General features: G+C 72.2%; 18 protein-coding genes and 4 tRNA genes. 7 read left to right on the top strand and 15 right to left on the bottom strand.

The features are described from left to right. Positions 1-11: 11 nt before the first annotated feature. The 6 genes from Q6350_RS02465 to Q6350_RS02440 all read right to left on the bottom strand — a co-directional run bounded on the left by Q6350_RS02465 (position 12) and on the right by Q6350_RS02440 (position 2,205). Positions 12-341: a DUF3618 domain-containing protein gene (locus tag Q6350_RS02465; RefSeq protein ID WP_304602703.1), complete on the bottom strand. Its 330-nt coding sequence runs from the start codon at positions 339-341 to the stop codon at positions 12-14. Beyond that, positions 338-754 carry a phage holin family protein gene (locus Q6350_RS02460; RefSeq protein ID WP_171246541.1) on the bottom strand — a complete coding sequence of 139 codons (417 nt, stop codon included), beginning with the start codon at positions 752-754 and terminating at the stop codon, positions 338-340. The genes Q6350_RS02465 and Q6350_RS02460 overlap by 4 nt, the downstream gene beginning before the upstream one ends. 225 nt (positions 755-979) lie before the next feature. Beyond that, the gene (locus Q6350_RS02455; protein WP_305064983.1) at positions 980-1,561 is read right to left on the bottom strand and encodes a carbonic anhydrase; all 582 of its coding nucleotides are present in this window, start codon (positions 1,559-1,561) and stop codon (positions 980-982) included. Positions 1,562-1,757: 196 nt separating this feature from the next. After that, positions 1,758-1,830, bottom strand: a tRNA-Phe gene (locus Q6350_RS02450). Positions 1,831-1,879: 49 nt separating this feature from the next. Next, positions 1,880-1,953: transfer RNA gene (locus Q6350_RS02445), tRNA-Asp, on the bottom strand. Between the two features lie 179 nt (positions 1,954-2,132). Beyond that, a tRNA-Glu gene (locus tag Q6350_RS02440) sits at positions 2,133-2,205 on the bottom strand. Positions 2,206-2,281: 76 nt separating this feature from the next. Between Q6350_RS02440 and Q6350_RS02435 the strand changes: the two genes are divergently transcribed. Beyond that, positions 2,282-2,626, top strand: coding sequence for a metallopeptidase family protein (locus tag Q6350_RS02435; RefSeq protein WP_304603087.1), 345 nt, complete (start codon positions 2,282-2,284; stop codon positions 2,624-2,626). Positions 2,627-2,632: 6 nt separating this feature from the next. Here Q6350_RS02435 and Q6350_RS02430 read toward each other — a convergent pair whose 3' ends face one another. Further along, a complete protein-coding gene (locus tag Q6350_RS02430) occupies positions 2,633-3,682 on the bottom strand; it encodes a M15 family metallopeptidase (protein ID WP_304602701.1) in 1,050 nt (349 codons plus the stop codon). 254 nt (positions 3,683-3,936) lie between these two features. Between Q6350_RS02430 and Q6350_RS02425 the strand changes: the two genes are divergently transcribed. Continuing rightward, complete coding sequence (locus Q6350_RS02425) at positions 3,937-4,536, top strand: antibiotic biosynthesis monooxygenase (protein WP_304602700.1); 600 nt, start codon at positions 3,937-3,939, stop codon at positions 4,534-4,536. A gap of 49 nt (positions 4,537-4,585) precedes the next feature. Then, on the top strand, positions 4,586-6,253 hold the full coding sequence (locus Q6350_RS02420) for a mechanosensitive ion channel family protein (RefSeq protein WP_305064980.1): 1,668 nt from the start codon (positions 4,586-4,588) through the stop codon (positions 6,251-6,253). Here the strand turns inward: Q6350_RS02420 and Q6350_RS02415 are convergent. Then, entirely contained in the window at positions 6,250-7,044 is a 795-nt protein-coding gene (locus tag Q6350_RS02415) for a glycerophosphodiester phosphodiesterase family protein (protein WP_305064978.1), read from the bottom strand. The genes Q6350_RS02420 and Q6350_RS02415 overlap by 4 nt on opposite strands. A gap of 164 nt (positions 7,045-7,208) precedes the next feature. Between Q6350_RS02415 and Q6350_RS02410 the strand changes: the two genes are divergently transcribed. Next, positions 7,209-7,622, top strand: a complete 414-nt coding sequence (locus tag Q6350_RS02410; protein ID WP_171246537.1) for a hypothetical protein — start codon at positions 7,209-7,211, stop codon at positions 7,620-7,622. A 17-nt stretch (positions 7,623-7,639) separates the two neighbouring features. Here Q6350_RS02410 and Q6350_RS02405 read toward each other — a convergent pair whose 3' ends face one another. The 4 genes from Q6350_RS02405 to Q6350_RS02390 all read right to left on the bottom strand — a co-directional run bounded on the left by Q6350_RS02405 (position 7,640) and on the right by Q6350_RS02390 (position 12,286). Next, positions 7,640-9,685, bottom strand: coding sequence for a multicopper oxidase family protein (locus tag Q6350_RS02405; protein WP_305064975.1), 2,046 nt, complete (start codon positions 9,683-9,685; stop codon positions 7,640-7,642). A gap of 339 nt (positions 9,686-10,024) precedes the next feature. Beyond that, the gene (locus Q6350_RS02400) at positions 10,025-10,339 is read right to left on the bottom strand and encodes an SHOCT domain-containing protein (protein ID WP_304602695.1); all 315 of its coding nucleotides are present in this window, start codon (positions 10,337-10,339) and stop codon (positions 10,025-10,027) included. 100 nt (positions 10,340-10,439) lie between these two features. Beyond that, positions 10,440-11,588 (bottom strand): cell wall metabolism sensor histidine kinase WalK, encoded by a 1,149-nt coding sequence (locus Q6350_RS02395; RefSeq protein ID WP_305064973.1) that lies wholly within the window; start codon positions 11,586-11,588, stop codon positions 10,440-10,442. After that, positions 11,585-12,286: a response regulator transcription factor gene (locus Q6350_RS02390; protein WP_304602693.1), complete on the bottom strand. Its 702-nt coding sequence runs from the start codon at positions 12,284-12,286 to the stop codon at positions 11,585-11,587. The genes Q6350_RS02395 and Q6350_RS02390 overlap by 4 nt, the downstream gene beginning before the upstream one ends. A gap of 233 nt (positions 12,287-12,519) precedes the next feature. On the opposite strand from Q6350_RS02390, the gene Q6350_RS02385 reads away from it, so the two are divergent. Then, complete coding sequence (locus Q6350_RS02385; protein ID WP_305064971.1) at positions 12,520-13,434, top strand: F510_1955 family glycosylhydrolase; 915 nt, start codon at positions 12,520-12,522, stop codon at positions 13,432-13,434. Positions 13,435-13,470: 36 nt separating this feature from the next. On the opposite strand, the gene Q6350_RS02380 is transcribed toward Q6350_RS02385, so the two are convergent. Beyond that, positions 13,471-13,971 carry a hypothetical protein gene (locus Q6350_RS02380; RefSeq protein ID WP_305064969.1) on the bottom strand — a complete coding sequence of 167 codons (501 nt, stop codon included), beginning with the start codon at positions 13,969-13,971 and terminating at the stop codon, positions 13,471-13,473. A 91-nt stretch (positions 13,972-14,062) separates the two neighbouring features. Then, positions 14,063-14,138 (bottom strand) — tRNA-Lys (locus Q6350_RS02375). A gap of 246 nt (positions 14,139-14,384) precedes the next feature. Here Q6350_RS02375 and Q6350_RS02370 point away from each other — a divergent pair. Together Q6350_RS02370 and Q6350_RS02365 are read left to right on the top strand one after the other, a co-directional pair. Beyond that, positions 14,385-14,669, top strand: a complete 285-nt coding sequence (locus tag Q6350_RS02370) for a Fe-S cluster assembly protein HesB (RefSeq protein ID WP_304602690.1) — start codon at positions 14,385-14,387, stop codon at positions 14,667-14,669. A gap of 139 nt (positions 14,670-14,808) precedes the next feature. Further along, positions 14,809-15,633 carry a DUF1206 domain-containing protein gene (locus tag Q6350_RS02365; protein ID WP_304606667.1) on the top strand — a complete coding sequence of 275 codons (825 nt, stop codon included), beginning with the start codon at positions 14,809-14,811 and terminating at the stop codon, positions 15,631-15,633. A gap of 9 nt (positions 15,634-15,642) precedes the next feature. On the opposite strand, the gene Q6350_RS02360 is transcribed toward Q6350_RS02365, so the two are convergent. Next, the gene (locus Q6350_RS02360) at positions 15,643-16,395 is read right to left on the bottom strand and encodes a M50 family metallopeptidase (RefSeq protein ID WP_171246532.1); all 753 of its coding nucleotides are present in this window, start codon (positions 16,393-16,395) and stop codon (positions 15,643-15,645) included. Positions 16,396-16,408: the final 13 nt, after the last annotated feature.

Here is a 16,408-nt window from a genome sequence, read left to right as displayed (position 1 = left end):
GCCGGCGTCGCTCAGCGTCGAGCGACCGCCCGGACGACGAGGGCGGTCAGGGCTGCCGCGCCCAGGGCCGCCGCACCCAGGAGGATCTTGACGTTGCGCGACCGGGGTGCGTCGTCGGGCAGACCGGTCCCGTCGAACAGGCCCCGCGCGTCCGTCGCGGCCTGTCTCGTGCCGTGCGCCAGCCGTGACGCCTGGTGGGCGGGGGAGAGGCGCGTGGTCAGCGCGTCGAGGGCGTCACCCAGCTCGCGGCGGGCGTCGACGACGTCGGCCTGGAGCTCCTCACGGCTCCGTGCCGGCACGCCGTTCTGCATCGCCGGGTCGGTCGTGGACTGCTGGCTCACCGCTTCATCCCCTCCTTGACGGTGCTGACGTCCTCCTTGACCCGGTCGATCGTCTCGGGCCGGGTGCTCGCCTGCTTGAGCTGAGCGGCACCGATGCCCACGAGCAGTCCGGCGAACAGCACGAGCGCCACACCGACCACCAGGGCGGACAGCCACAGGGGCCAGGCCTCGGCGAGACCGAGGATCGCGGACCAGATCAGGACGCCGACCGCGTAGAGCACCACGACGAGCGCCACGGCGATCAGACCGGCACCGATGCCGGACCGCTTCGCCTTCTCCGCCGCCTCCGCCTTCGCGAGCGCGATCTCGGCCCGCACCAGGCGGGTGGCCTGCTCCGAGATCTTCTCCACGAGCCGGCCCACGCTCGGGGGCCGCTCGGCGGGCGGAGTCCGCCCGTCGTCCCAGTCCGTCATCGACAGTTCCCCTCCTCGACGCGTTCGTGGGTACCACTCAACCCGTCCTGGCCGGTCCAGGCAATTCCAACGGCCCGGCGCGTCGTCGCGCCGCACCTCCGGGGACGACGACGGGACCCCCCCGAACGCGATGTCCGAGGGGTCTTGGTGGGGTGGCTCCGACCGGCGTCGACCCGGTGCGCCGGCCGGAGGCCGACGGCGCGGTCGGGACCGAGGGTCGCGTCGTCAGTCGGTGGCGCGACCGGCTGCGGTGGCGGCCTCGATCTCGACCAGTCGGCCGGTGCGGACGTCGTACACGAGCCCGTGGACGGGGATCCGGCCCGGTACGAGCGGGCTGTTCCTGATGCGCACGACGTCGTCGACGACGGCCTGGGCCTGGTCGGAGATCGTGAGCCAGTCGATGTCTGCGCCGGCGCTCGTGCCGGGACCCTCCCCGACGTCGCGGAAGCCGTCGGGCCCGAGCTCGGCGGTCTCGAGGCTTTGCGCCAGCAGCCCGCTCATCACCTCGTCGGTGAAGAACTCCATGCCGCAGTCCGTGTGGTGGATCACGAAGAACTCGCGCGTGCCGAGCAGCTTGTACGAGATCACCAAGGAGCGGATGGCGTCGTCGGAAGCCCGCCCGCCGGCGTTGCGGATGACGTGGGCGTCGCCCTCGGCGAGGCCCGCGTACTTCGCAGGATCGAGCCGGGCGTCCATGCAGGTGAGGATGGCGAAGCCGCGCGCGGGCGGCAGCGCCAGCTCGGACCGCGCGCCGAAGTCGGCGGCGTAGGACCGGTTCGCGTCGAGAATCTCGTCGAGCACAGACATGGTGTCCTCCGGTGCGGCGGGGTCGGGATCGGTGCGACGCTCGTCCACCAGGCTATGTCGTGGCGGGGGTCGATCGCCGCACGAGGGGCGACTACGACGAGGCCGGAAGCAGGCCGGGCGTTCGGTCCAGGACGAGTGCTCGACGGCCGCAACACAAGACCCCCCGGACCTGAGGTCCGGGGGGTCTTGTTGGGGGTGGCTCCGACCGGCGTCGATCCGGTGACCTTTCGATTTTCAGTCGAACGCTCTACCAACTGAGCTACAGAGCCAGGACACGAAAGCCCGGGCGCCGTTGCCGACGTTCCGGGCGCTCATGCGCGACCCTGACGGGACTTGAACCCGCGACCTCCGCCGTGACAGGGCGGCGCGCTAACCAACTGCGCTACAGGGCCATGATCGAGATGATCTCCCGATCGAGGTGCTCGTTTCGAGCCGAGAAGAAGCGTACCCCATGCTGGCCCGGATCTGAAAATCGGATCCTGACCAGGAGAAACACTCCTGATGCCGGTGTCGGACGTGGCGCAGGCCACGCCGACAGCCGACCCGTGCGGACGCCGGGGCGCCTGCTGAGTACCCCCAACGGGATTCGAACCCGTGCTACCGCCGTGAAAGGGCGGGGTCCTAGGCCGCTAGACGATGGGGGCCGGCCGGGGACAGCATACCGGTCACCCGCCGACCGGGTCGCCTCCGCCCGTGGGGGAGGATGGACCGGTGGTGGAGATGTCGCGCGAGGAGTTCGAGGCCGCCGTCTCCGAGGGCCTCGACCAGGTCCCGGAACAGCTGACCCGTCTGATGGACAACGTCGTGGTGCTGGTCGAGGACGACGCCCCGGCGGACGACCCCGATCTCCTCGGGCTGTACGAAGGGGTGCCGCTCACCGAACGGGACCAGGGCTGGGCCGCCGGCTCGCTGCCGGACCGCATCACGATCTACCGGCACCCGACCCTGGCGATCTGCTCCTCGCCGGACGAGGTCGCCGAGGAGGTCGCCGTCACCGTGGTGCACGAGATCGCCCACCACTTCGGGATCGACGACGACCGCCTGCACGAGCTCGGCTGGGGCTGACCGCGGTCAGCCGATCGGCTTGTACTCCCAGTGCCAGGCCTCCGGCTTGCGTCCGTCGGCCCGGGCCCACGCGGGGTTGTCCCAGCCGAACTCCGGGGCGTGCTTGCGCATCCAGGTGTACTCGGCGGTGCCGAAGGACTCGACGCCGTCCCCGAGGTCGACGGCCACGCCCCAGCCGTGGTTCGAGTAGCCCGGCACGGCCGCCATGTAACCCTTGCTCGCGCGGGTGGCGACCTGCGAGGAGTACGACCGGTAGGAGTCGTTGACCGACAGGTTCCGGCCGAACTTGGCGCGGTAGGCGACGTTGAGCCGCTCGAGCTGCGCCGCGGCGTCGGCGCGCAGGGTCTCGCCCCTGGCGAAGGAGAGGTTCTTCAGCTTGCCGCCGGGGATCTTGCCGTTGGCGAACCCGTCGAGGGAGTCCGCGTGCCGGGAGATCTTCTTCGCGGCCTTCTCGGCCTTGGTCGCCTGCTCCTTCGCGACCTCGCGCGGCGTCGGCGGGGCCGCCTCGACGTCGACCGCCGAGGTCTGCGCACGGTCCAGCAGCTTCGTGAGCTCCTGGGCTGCCGTCGTCAGCGACTTCTCGGTGGCCTTCGTCGTCGCCGAGCCCTGGTCGGCCGCCGACAACGGGGCGCGCTCGGCGGCACGGGAGGCGCCGGCCTCCGAGCGCGTCTCGAGCATCGCGGACAGCTTCTCCGCGCGGCGCTCGATCCGGCGCTCCTGCTTGCGCGGCAGGGACTCGGTCTGCTGGACGACGGTCTCGGCCCGGTGCAGGGCGGCCGTCGCGGTGAGGGTGGCGCTGTCGTCGGAGGTGACGACGGACGCGGTCGGGTCGTCCGACGGCGCGGTGCTCGGGGCTTCGCGCGTCTGCGCGGGGGTGCCCGTCTCGGCGCCGGCGATGCCGGGGGTGACGGCGGTCGCGACGGCGGCCGTCAGGGCCAGGCCGGCCATGGCGCCGCCGACGGCGGTGCGGGGGCTGCGCGTCGCGCCGATCCGGTGCCGGGGCGCGACGTGGCTGCCGGTCCGGCGCCAGGGCAGGGTCAAGCGAGGTGCGATCACGGGGATGTCCTTGGAAGTACTCGGGGTCCGGGTTTCGGGCCGCAGACCATCGTGGTGCCTCGATGTGACAGCACTCTGCCGAGGAGGGGACGATCGGTCGAGAGTCTCGCGGGCGAAGTGCGCCGCGTCGGTGAAGAGGGGGCGAAAGCCGCATCCCGCACCCGATGGCGGTGGTGGTCCGCATCCTGAACGGAAGCGTCCCGGTCAGGCATCCCGGTTTCGCCCCGGGGCACCGCACCACGAACACTACGGGCATGACGCCCACACCCGTGACCGTGTCGATCCACCGTATCGTCAGCCCCGAACGAGTGCCCGAGGTGACCGCCTGGGTCCAGGCGGGTGTCCGGCTCGCCAACCGGTGGCCCGGGTTCCTGGGCTCCGGGTGGATCCGCGCCGCCGAGGGGTCGACGGACTGGATCATGCTCTACCGGTTCGCCGACGCCGAGCGTCTCGAGGCCTGGGAGACCTCCGCCGATCGCCGAAACTGGCTCGCGGAGGGTGAGGGGCTCGTCACCGAGCACGCCGTCACGAAGCGGACCGGCATCGAGGGATGGTTCGACCCGCCCCTGCGCCAGGACGAGCCGTCCGGCCCACCGCTGCTGCCGGCTCCGCCCCGGTGGAAGCAGTCGATCGCGATCTGGCTCGGGTTCTTCCCCGTCAACCTGACGTTCACCGCTCTGGTGGCCTGGCTGGTCCCCGCCTTCGACGGGTTGCCGCTGGTGCTCCAGGTGCTCGTCACGACGCTGATCCTCACCCCGATCATGTCGTTCTGGGTGCTGCCCTGGGTGACCGGCCGGCTCCGCACCTGGCTGCACCGCCCCCCACGCCGACGGTTCGCCCCGACCACGTCCTGACCCGCCGACGGCTGCGCACGATCCGCCTGGCGTCCTTAGGCTGATCCTCATGTTCCTGGACGGTGATGGCGGAGGAATCGACGAGGAGACGGTCGACCAGACGGTCGAGGCGACGGTCTCCCTGACCGTGACCCTGGCCTGGGCCGGGGCCGCGCTGGTGGTGGCGTACCTCCTGGTGACCGTGGTGTCGGCGCTGATCCGGCGCCTGGCCCGGCGTCGGCCGCTGCTGCGCGACATGGCGACCCGGCTCCGCAAGCCCTTGCGCGCGCTGCTCATGACCGTCGCCGTGTGGGTCGCGGTCACCGTGTCGGCGGACCGGGACCAGGCCTGGTACGGCGTGGTCCAGCACACGCTGGTCATCACCGCGATCCTGGCCGGGGCCTGGTTGGTCGGCGCCATGGCGTTCGTCGTGGAGGACCGCACCCTGGCCCGGCTCGCCGGCAGCCACGACGACCGGCACAAACGCCGCGTGGAGACCCAGATCTCCATCGTGCGGCGGTTCACCGTCGCGGTCGTCGTCGTGTTCGCGATCGCCGCCGTGCTGCTCACGTTCCCGCAGATGCGCACCGCGGGTGCCTCGATCCTGGCCTCGGCCGGTGTGCTCTCGCTGGTCGCCGGCCTCGCCGCGCAGTCGAGCCTGGCGAACACCTTCGCCGGCATGCAGATCGCGTTCACCGACGCGATCCGCGTGGACGACGTCGTGGTGCTCGAGGGCGAGTTCGGCCGGATCGAGGAGATCACCCTGACCTACGTCGTCGTCCACGTGTGGGACGACCGGCGCATCATCCTGCCCAGCACCTACTTCACGACGACGCCTTTCGAGAACTGGACGCGGCGGGCCGCCGACCTGCTCGGCACCGTGGAGTTCGACGTCGACTTCCGCGTCCCGCTGGCGGCGATGCGGGCCGAGCTGGAGCGGATCCTGCGCGCCTCGTCCCTGTGGGACGAGCGGCTCGGCATCCTCGAGGTGACCTCCGCCACGTCCGGGTACGTCCGCGTCCGTGCCCTGGTCAGCGCACAGGACTCGCCGACCCTGTGGGACCTGCGGTGCACCGTGCGCGAGGGCCTGGTGTCCTGGCTGCAGCGCGAGGCTCCGTACGCCATCCCGCGGACCCGCTTCGAGGAGGCCGACCACGTGCTGCCGGCCGTCGAGGACAACGCAGCCCCGAGCGAGAACACGACGCAGCCGGAGCCCGATGACACCGCGGCCCTCTCGCCCGGGGCCGAGCAGGACGAGGACGACGGCCTCATCGTCGTCCCGGGTCGCACGGCGACCTCCGGGCCCCGCCGGACCTCCGTCCGCGAGCGGGGTCTGCTCCGCCGGCTGCGCGACCGTCGCTGGGAGGAGCCGGCGCCGACGCCAGGTGCCGCGGCCGACGCGACGATGGTGCTCGACAGCGTCGACCGTCCGGGGCTGTACAGCGGCAGCGAGTCGGCCGAGGAGCGGTCGCGGACCTTCAACGGTCCGGGGCAGGACGTCATCGAGGAGCGCGAGGAGAACGCCGAGCGCCGGCTGACGGGGGAGATCGCGATCGACGACGACAGCAGCGGCACGCCCGACGACCCGCGGGTCGCCGCGGACGGCACCTCCGAGGACGGCGCCGCCGCGGAGTCCGACGACCCCGCCGACGACGAGGCGCACCGCCGGATGCGTCGGTCCGGGCTGTCCCGGGACTCCGGGGAGGGCGGCCCGGTCGAGGGCGGTGACGGCGGCTAGCCGGCGACCGAGCCCGCCCCGCGCCGCGCCCGCCCGCTGAGCCATCCGCGCAGCTCGCCGGGCCGGTCGGTCACCACGCCGTCGACGCCGGCGTCGAGCAGGAGCTCCCACTCCCGGGACGAGTTGGCGGTCCAGGGCATGACCCGGCGGCCCGCCGCCTGCGCCCGTGGGACGAGCGCCGGATCGGTCAGCACCGACGCCACGGCGGGGTTGACGGTCACGACGTCGAGCTCGGCTGCGGCGTCCAGGAGGTCGACCGGCACCTCCTCGCAGAGCAGCCCACGGGGCAGGTGCGGTGCGGCCTCCCGCAGCGCCGCCACCGTCCCGCGGTGGAACCCCTGGACGATGCAGCGCCCCGCCAGCCCGGCGGCATCGATCGCGGACGTCGTCGGGGCGACCTGCTCCGTCGTCCAGGGGCCCTTGTACTCGCACAGGAGGTCCATGCCGGGCCGGGCGGCCAGGAACGCCAGGACGTCCTGCAGGAGCGGGATGCGCTGCCCGGCGAACGCCGACGAGAACGGGCCCCCGGCGTCGAGGCCCTGGAGGGTGTGGACGTCGAGGTCGGCGACGGCGCCGGAACCGTCGGTCACCCGGTCGACGACCGGGTCGTGGATGACGACGGGGACGCCGTCGGCGCTGAGCCGCACGTCGAGCTCCAGGGCCGGGGCGCCGGCACGCCACGCCGCGTCGAAGGCGGCGAACGTGTTCTGCGGCGCCACGGCCGAGTAGCCGCGGTGGGCGACGACGACGGGACGGTCGGGGTCCGGGTGGTCGGGCAGCAGCGTGGTCACGACGACCATCCTGCGCCGTGCCGGCCCCGGCGTCACCCCGCGTGCGTCGCACCGGGCCGAGGGGCTCCGCCGCGCGAGCGCACGGGACGCTGTCTAGCGTGGTCAGCGTCCGTACCGCGCACCCGGCGGCGCCGCGGCTGCAGCACGACCCAGGGAGGGTTCCCATGTCCGCTCCAGGTCCCGTCACCCGTCCCGGCAGCGTCACGTTCGTCGTGGTGCTGACCTGGCTGGTCGCCATCGCCTCGGTCGTCGGCGGGGTGCTCATGCTGCTCGCCACCGACGAGGTGCTCGCCGATGCCGGCATCGGCGCGAGCGACGCCCCCGTCTACGCCTGGGTCGAGATCGCCCTGGGCCTCGTCGTCGCCCTGGTCGCGGTCGGCCTCGGCAACGGGAACCGCTTCTCGCGGTTCCTGGTCACCCTGCTGATGGCGCTGCGCGTGGTGCTCTCCCTCTGGGTCGTCATCGTCTGGGGGGAGTACGCAGGGTTCTGGTCCGCGCTCCTGTCCGGGCTGTTCGCCCTCCTGATCATCGTGATGCTCTGGAACGCCCGGGCGAACGCGTTCTTCCGCGCCACCTGAGCGTTCCAGAGCTCACGTCAGCCCACCTGGAGGACCCGCATCATCTCGTGGTCCTCGTGCGACAGGATGTGGCAGTGCCAGACGTACCGGCCGCTCTTGGTGAAGTCGGCCTTGATCCTCACCATCTGCCCGGTCGGCGGAGCACCGTCGGGATCCCCGGGCAACGCGGTGACCATGTCCTTCGGGGCGTTCTCGAAGTACTCGCTCCCCACCGACGCCGGCGTGAGGTTGCGGATGTTCGAGATCTCCGGTGCGTCCCCGGTGGTGCCGTTGTGCTGGGTCGTCGTCTGGGTCCCGGTGATGTCGTACTCGAAGTCCTGCCGGTCGAGGATCTCGAAGTTGACGAGGTGCAGGTGGATCGGGTGCGCGTCGGCCGTGAAGTTGTAGACCTCCCAGATCTCCGTGTCGCCCGCCGTCGGGGTCTCCGTCGGGGGCTGGAACCAGGTGTACGCCGTCGCGACGTTGGTCCCGCTGATGTCGTTCGCCACGGTCCCCAGCAGCGGCTGGAGCCGGCCGAACTCGTCGGTCCCCTCGAACAGGGCGACACGTCGTGTCCTGTCCTCGGGCCCGACGCCCCCGTAGCCGGACAGGTTGTTCGGGTCGAAGTCGTCCGGGACGTCCGACAGCGGGACGACGACGTCGAACGCCATGATCCGGTCGGTCTGCCGGTCCGGGAACAGGTCGTCCGGGTCGAGGTCACCTCCGAAGGCCCCACCGAAGGGGGCGTCCCCGCCGAGGTTCTTCAGGATCACCCGGCTGCCCGCCGGCACCTGGGAGAAGTCGACGACCACGTCGTAGCGCCCGCCCGGCTCGATGACGAGCGTGTCGGTCTGCGCGGGTGTGCCGAGCCCCTGGTCGGAGCCGATCACCCAGAACGGCACGGGCGTTCCCGAACTGGGGTCGGTCGCCCCGGCGTTCACGGCGACGAACTGGGTGACGAGGAAGCGTGAGTCGCAGCCGTTGAGCAGGTGCATCCGGTAGTTCCGCGGCTCGACGTCCGCCTTGGGCCAGATCTTGCCGTTGACGACCATGTGGTCGCCGAAGAACTCGGCGAGCGCGGTGGGACCGCCCCCGGGGAACAGCGCGGGATCCAGGACGATGCCCTGTTCGGTGATGAACTCGGCGTAGAACGGGTCGCCGGGGAAGGCCGGGTAGAACAGCGCTCCACGGTCGGTGAACATCCGGTCCTGGATCGCGTAGGCGAGCTCGTAGGGGAACGCCGGAAGGCCCAGCGGGTTGTCGGCCGTCCCGGTGTCGACCTCGTCCCGGACGAAGTAGAAGCCGGCCAGACCCGCGTACACGTTGAGCCGCGTGATGCCCAGCGTGTGGTCGTGGTACCAGAGGTTCCCGGCGGGGACGGCGTTGTCGTAGCGGAACGTGTTGGTGAACCCGCCGTCCACGAAGTCCCACTGCGGCCCGGTGACGAGCCCCTGGCGTCCGTAGAAGAACTCCGGGTTGCCGTCGTACTGGAAGTCCGTGTTGCCCCCGTGCAGGTGGGTGATCATCGGGACGCCGTTCTTCCTGATGCTGTACTGCCGGTAGTCCACGCCGTTCGCCGAGCCGGCATCGTGCAGCGAGTAGGCCCAGTGCAGGTTCTCGTCGACCGGCAGCAGGTGCCGGTTCGGGAGCTCGTTCTCCCAACGCACGGTCGTCTCGTCCGCTCCGCCGGCTGACGCGCTGGTGACCTGGAAGGTCTGTCCCGGCCACGAGACGGTGCTGTCGCCGTAGCCCCAGACCGGGGTCGTGAGGCGGCGCCCGTTCTTCGGTTCGATGAGCCCGGTCTGCTGGACGGTCTGTCGGGCCCGGAGTCTGAAGTTCGGCCGCGAGGCCGGCCCGCCTCTCTCGTTGAGGTCCTTGAAGAGGAATCCCGGATCCAGTGCGTTCGGCACCAGCTCGGTGAACTTCGGTTGCAGCGCCGGGTCGCTCAGCCCGGCGGTGAGCGGTGCCGCGAACGCCGCGTATCTCGAGGGTGCGGCGGTCGGGAGCACCGGGACGCTGCTCAGCGCCACGGCGCCGGCGCCGGCACCGGCAATTCTCAGGAAATCTCGCCTGCTCAGCTCCATGATCGTGCCTTCGTCATCAAGGTTCGGGGCGCAGGGCAGCTGTGGCGTCGCGAACGTGACCGGAACCCTGGGCGACACCGTCGTCGGTGTCGCGCGATGCGCCCCCTCCCCCTCGAAGGTCGCTGCCTCTACGAGAAATCGTTCGCCCGGCCCCGAGGACCGTCAAGGTGCCAAAAGTCCCGAACCTCGGTGGTCGGCCGGAAATCACCCGGTCCCGCCCCGGAGGGTTCGGGCGAAACGGGGGACCTGACCGACAAGGCGACCGAAGGATCGGATCGACGCGTCGCGGCCCCGACGTCCTGCGGGCCGCGGCGCACCGGAGCAGGGGGACCGCCCGCGCTATCGACCGTCGTTCCTGCGGTCCTCGAGCGTCTCCCGTGCCCGGCGGTACTCCTCGTCGGTGATCTCCCCGCGGGCGAAGCGCATCTCCAGGACCTCGGTGGGCGTGGGGGGTGCCGCGCCGTCGTCGCGCCGGCCGCTGCGGGTCAGGGCGACCACGCCCCAGACGATCAGTCCCAGGACCACGACCCAGACGACGACCCAGACGAGCATCATCCACCCGCCGGCCCCGCCCATGCCCCAGCCGTCTCCCATGTGGCCCCAGCCGGTCCCGCCGTCGTCGGCGACCAGGGTGCCCGGTGCGATGCCGATCACGATTCCTCCCTCCGCTGTCCGGCCGGCCCCCGCTGGTACCGACTCCTTCGAGGATGTCGCGGCCCCCCGGCGGATCGATCTCCGCCGGGTGAAGAAACGATCAAGTCGCCTGCGGAGGACCGAGCGCCGGCAGTCGCACGGTGAACCGGGCCCCGCCGGCGGTGCCCTGCGGGCTGCTCGCCTCGATCCGGCCACCGAGCTCGACCACGACGGCCCGGGCGATGGTGAGGCCGAGCCCGCTGCCCGACCCGTCGGCGGTGCGCGAGGGGTCACCGCGGTGGAACCGCTCGAAGATCGCCTCGAGCTGTTCGGCGGGGACGCCCGGCCCGGTGTCCGTCACGGTCACCGTGACCTGGTCGTCGCCCCGGGCCACGCCCACGTCGACCCTCCCGCCGGGCGGCGTGTGGCGCACGGCGTTGTCCAGCAGGTTCCCCAGCACCTGCCCGATCCGGTCACGGTCGGCGAGCACCTCGGCCGTCGGTACCTGCGGGGGCACCAGCGCCACGGTGATGCCGGCGGCCGCTGCTCGTGGCTCCACGAGTGCGACGGCGGAGGCGGCGGACTCGACCATGTCCAGCGGCTCGCGACGCAGGTCGAGCGCGTGCTCCTGGGCGGCCGCGACCTCGCGCACGTCGCTGCTGAGGCGACGCAGCCGGTCGACCTGCTGCTGGGCGGTGTCCCACGACTCGTCGGTCAGCGGGACGACACCGTCCTGCATTCCCTGCAGATAGGCCTCGAGCGTGGCCAACGGCGTCCGCAGCTCGTGGGCGAGGTCGGCGAGCAGGCGGGCGCGGCCGCTGTCGACGTCGGCCAGCCGCCGCGCCATCTGCTCGAAGGAGTCCGACAGCTGCCGCATCTCGGAGCTGAACGCCGCGACGGGGACCGGCACTTCGCCGCGTCCCGTCGCGATGGCGTCCGCCGAGTCGGCGAGCTGCTCGATCGGGCGGACCAGACGTCGCACCAGCACCCACGAGACCAGTCCGGCGGCCGCGAGCGCCATCAGGGCTCCGACCGGCAGGGCGATGCCGAGGGCGTCCGTGAACGCGGACCGGACATGGCCGAGCGTCTCCTCGTCCGGGGCTCCGGCGCGGGCGAGGTGGTCGGAGAACAGCCCCGGGGCGACGAGGAAGGCGGTCCCCAGCAGCGTGACCGCCCCGGCGGTGATCACCAGGAGCTGCGCCAGCATCAGACGCACGGCCAGGCCGTCCCGGATCCGGCGTCGCGGCCCGCGCGCCCGGGCGGTGCTCACCGCGAGACCGCCCCGTAGCCGACGCCGCGAACGGTACGGATGTAGCGGGGCACGGCGGGATCGTCACCGAGCTTCCGGCGCAGATGCCCGACGTGGACGTCGACGACGTGCTCGTCGCCGAACCAGCCCGGCCCCCACACCGCCTCCATCAGCTGCTCGCGGCTGAACGCCGTGCGCGGTCGTGCCGCCATGGTGGCCAGCAGGTCGAACTCGGTGCGGGTCAGGTCGACCTCCCGGCCGTCGACGGTGACCTGCCTCGACTCGGGGTCGACCGTCACGTCCCCCAGGGCGAGCACGCGGGTCGCGGCCGCCCGGTCGGGAGCCGCGGAGCGTGGTCGGCGCAGCATCGCCTGCACCCGCGCGACCAGCTCGCGCGGGGAGAACGGCTTGACCACGTAGTCGTCGGCGCCGACCGACAGACCGACGACCTTGTCCGTCTCCTCGTCGCGGGCCGTGAGCATCACGACGTACGCGTCGCTGAAGGTGCGCACCCGGCGGCAGACCTCGATGCCGTCGAATCCCGGCAGCATGATGTCCAGCATGATCAGGTCCGGTGCGTGGGTGCGGGCCGCCTCGACCGCGGCCGGGCCGTCATGGGTGACGAGAACGTCGAACTGCTCCCGGCGCAGATAGCCGGCGATCACGTCGGCCAGCGCGCGTTCGTCCTCGACGACCAGTGCCCGGACCCGGTCCGCCATCGCCACTCTCCTTCGTCGTCCCCCTCGATGCTAGGACCCGGCGGCACCCCGGGCGGGGTCCGGACGGTCCTCGGTAGGCCGCCTTGATGGAACCTTCATCGAACTCGCGGCGTTCTCTCCTCCTGACGGGGCCACGATCGTCATGTGCCGAGCCCCGCGATCCTCGGCTCCGGGTGTCGCGCCCGGCGTCACCGCCCGCACGCATCCCACCACCGACCCGAGGAGCTCCCCCCATGAACCGCCCCGCCGTCCTCGCCCTCGCCGCCGTGCTCTCCCTGGTCCTGTCCTCGTGCGGCGCCGCCGAGCAGGAGGGGGGAGATGCCGTCACCGGTGGGACGTCGACACCGACGCTCTCGTCCTCCCCGTCGTCGGACACCGCGGCCGGGTCCTCCCCGTCACCGTCCTCCCCGGCACCCGAGGAGAACGGTCCGCGCGTGCGGACCGTGGCGCTCGACGAGGCGATCAGCCACGTCCACGGCCTGGTCGTGGACGAGGAGGGTGTCGTGCGCGCCGGGACCCACGAGGGCGTGCGCGTCATCGACGACCAGGGGAGCGTGACCGCCGTCGGCCCGCAGGACGACCTCATGGGCATGACCGGGCTGCCCGGCACCCGACGTCTGGTGTCCTCCGGCCACCCCGGTCCGGGCAGCCCGCTGCCCAACCCGCTCGGGCTCCTGCGCAGCGACGACGGGGGCGAGACCTGGGACCCGGTGTCCCTGACCGGCGAGATCGACTTCCACGCCCTGGCCGTCACCGACGACTACCTCGTCGGTTTCGACGGCGTCACCGGGCTGATCGTCTCGACCGACGGCGGGTCGACCTGGGACCAGGGGCCGCGGATGGCGGCCGCGTCCCTCGCCGCGGTCGGTGACGAGGTGTGGGCCGCCACCCCGGACGGCCTGATGCACAGCACGGACCGAGCGGCCTCCTTCGCCCCGGTGGACGGGGCGCCGCTGCTGCGGCAGGTGTCCGCCGGGGTCGACGGCTCGCTGTGGGGTGTGGACGTCGACGGGACGGCCTGGGTCAGCGCCGACGGCCGGCAGTGGACCGAGCACGAGGAGATCGCGTCGGCGCAGGCGATCGCCACGCTCGACCGCTCCACCGCCTATGCCGTCGACGAGACGACTCTCTTCCTCCTGTCGGTCTGACCGCCCGCACGGCGGTGCGTTCTTCCGAGACCGGGGTCAGTGCCCCACGGCGCTCTTGACCAGGACGACGACGGCAGCGAGCGTGAGCGCAACCGCGCCCGTGACGAGACTGGTGAGCCAGGGCCTCCCTCGAAGCCGCGCGATCGTCACGCCCGTCACCGCGGGGAGCGTGGCCAGCAGCACGAGCGAGCCGATCAGCGCGGCCGCGCCGTCGAGGAGAAGGAACGGAAGGGCAGCGACAGCAGCGACGGCGACACCACCGGCGATCTGGGCGCCGGCCTCCCGGGCGGCGGACTCCGTCGCGAAACCGCCTCCCTCGGTGAGGTGTGACGCCAGGCGGAAGGCGAGCCAGTGCGCCAGGGTCAGGCCGATCGCACTGCCGACCAGCAGCCCGGCCACCGCCTCGTCCGAGGGCAGCCGGTCGGTGGGCACGGCCACCAGCGCGGCCAGGAGGACCAGGGCCATGTAGAGCGCTGAGGCGAAGAACTCCCGCGCAGCGAGACGTGCTTCCGCGTCGTCGTGATCTGCCTCGGACACTGCAGGGCCTCCCGCCGTTGCCGGTGACTCGTGAGGGTGATCATGCCAGTGACGGACCCGCGGGCCTCGGCGGCGCGGCCGCCGTGGCGCCTGGTGGGCCCCCAGGGGATCGAACCCTGAACCCACGGATTAAAAGTCCGTTGCTCTGCCGATTGAGCTAGAGGCCCGCCGCCGACCGTCCGGCCGGAGGCTGTGGCCAGCCTACTGGCGCCGCGCGCCGGCGGGCGCTGCGCCGCCGTGTGCTGCGAGGAGTCTCACATTGCGGTCGGGAGGGCAACATAAGCCCCGCCGGCAGGTCTGTCACCTGCAGTCTCACAGGCCGGGACGTTCTCCGGCGATCGCGGCGAACCGTTGCGTTCGCCGCGTGGTCCTGATTCGGTGGACGAGTCGCGTACCCGACGAGAGGAGCTCCCATGCTCACCGTGACGGACAACGCCCGCACCGCCGTCGACTCGCTGGCCGAGCAGGCCGGCGTCCCGGCCGAGGGCGGTCTGCGTATCGCGCAGTCCGCCGAGCAGCCGGGCAACTTCGAGCTCGCGCTCGTCCCCGCGCCCCAGCCCGAGGACCAGGTGGTCGACGAGTCCGGCGAGACCAACGTCTTCGTCGACTCCAGCTCGGCGCCGGCTCTCGACGCGCTGCAGCTCGACGCCGAGCCCTCCCCCGAGGGACCGGGATTCGTGCTCACGCCGCAGGCCTGAGCTCCCCAGCTCCGCGACGGCGGGTCGTCCTCCCGAAGGAGGGCGGCCCGCCGTCCTTCGTCTCGCATGGCGCCGAGCGGACATGTGCGCCATGGTGAACGGCACGCCGCGACCGTCGCGGCGACCAGGAGGTGTCCACGTGTCATCCACGTCCCAGAGTGCCCAGGGCGCTGCCCGGCAAGCCCGCAACCATCCGGCCGTCCGCACCCTCGCTCGGGCCGGCTACGCGGCCTCGGGTCTGCTGCACCTGATCATCGGCTGGCTGGCGGTGCAGCTCGCCTTCGGGTCCTCCTCCGGGCAGGCCGACTCGTCGGGTGCGATGCAGCAGGTCAGCCAGGCGCCGGGCGGCGAGATCCTGCTCTGGGCGGCGACCGTCGGCTTCGCGGCGCTCGGGCTCTGGGAACTCACCGAGGCGATCATCGGTGTCCCCGGCGTGTCGGACAAGAAGGAGGCCGGCGCCCGCGTCAAGGCGGCGGGCAAGGGCATCCTCTACGCCGTGCTCGCGTTCACGGCGGGTCAGTACGCCACCGGCAGCGGGTCGGGCGGCGGTGGCAACAAGGAGGAGAGCCTCACCGCCTCCGTGATGGGGGCTCCCGGCGGCGTGCTGCTGGTGGGCGCCGTCGGTCTCACCGTCATCGGCGTCGGGATTTACCACATCTACAAGGGCGCGACCAAGAAGTTCCTCGAGGACCTGCGGGGCACCGGTGGTGGCGCAGTGGGTAACGCGGTCGTCCGCCTCGGCCAGGTGGGCTACATCGCCAAGGGCATCGCGCTCGGCGTCCTGGGCGGTCTGTTCGTCGCCGCGGCCGTCACGCACGACGCCGACCAGGCCGGTGGCATGGAGGAGGCGCTGACCACGGTCCGTGAGCAGCCGTTCGGTGTCGCGCTGCTCGTCGTCCTGGGTGTCGGGATCGCCGCGTACGGCGTCTACTCCTTCGCCCGGGCCCGCTACGCGAAGCTCTGACGAGACCGCTCAGGCGGTCGTGACCGGTCCGACGATCCACGACCCGCCGAGCACCAGTGCACCGACCGTCACCAGGAAGAAGATCAGGACCCAGACGATCCCCGGCACGCCGGTGAGCCGTCCGAGCTGATCCGCGTCCGAGGTGCGGGCGCGGCCCCTGGCCCGCTGCGACTGCAGCTCGGCCACGGGCCGCACCGCACCGAGGAGCAGGAACCAGGTCACGGCGTACGCGACGGCGGACTGCACGGTCGGGTCGAGCCACCAGGACACCCCGACCAGCAGGGCGCCGCTGACGAGCACGGACCACAGGCCGAACCAGTTGCGGATCTTCAGCAGCAGCAGGGCCAGCAGCACGACGAGGAGCCAGAGCAGCCCGACGGCGTACCCGGCGCGCAGCAGCCAGGCCGCGCCGAGGCCGACGAGCCCGGGGCCGACGTATCCCGCGAACGCGGTGAGGATCATGCCCAGGCCCCGGGGGCGGCCCGCCGTGACCGTGAGCCCCGAGGTGTCCGAGTGCAGGCGGATGCCGTCCAGTCGCCGCCCCGTGAGCATCGCCACGACCGCGTGCGCCCCCTCGTGCGCGATGGTGATGACGTGCCGTGCGACACGCCACACCGGGGACACGGCGACGACCGCCAGCGCCACCAGGCCCGCGGCGATCACCACCGTGCGGTCGGGCGGGTCCACGGCGGTGGTCGCGGCGGTCCAGATCTGCGCGAGCACGTCGCCGGCGGTCGTGAGGAAGTCGTCCACGGCCGCCATTCCACCACGTCGA

Origin of the sequence: Isoptericola sp. b515 (assembly GCF_030588125.1) — a bacterium.
GTDB classification, from domain to species: domain Bacteria; phylum Actinomycetota; class Actinomycetes; order Actinomycetales; family Cellulomonadaceae; genus Isoptericola; species Isoptericola sediminis.
This window is presented reverse-complemented; position numbering and strand designations above follow the sequence as displayed.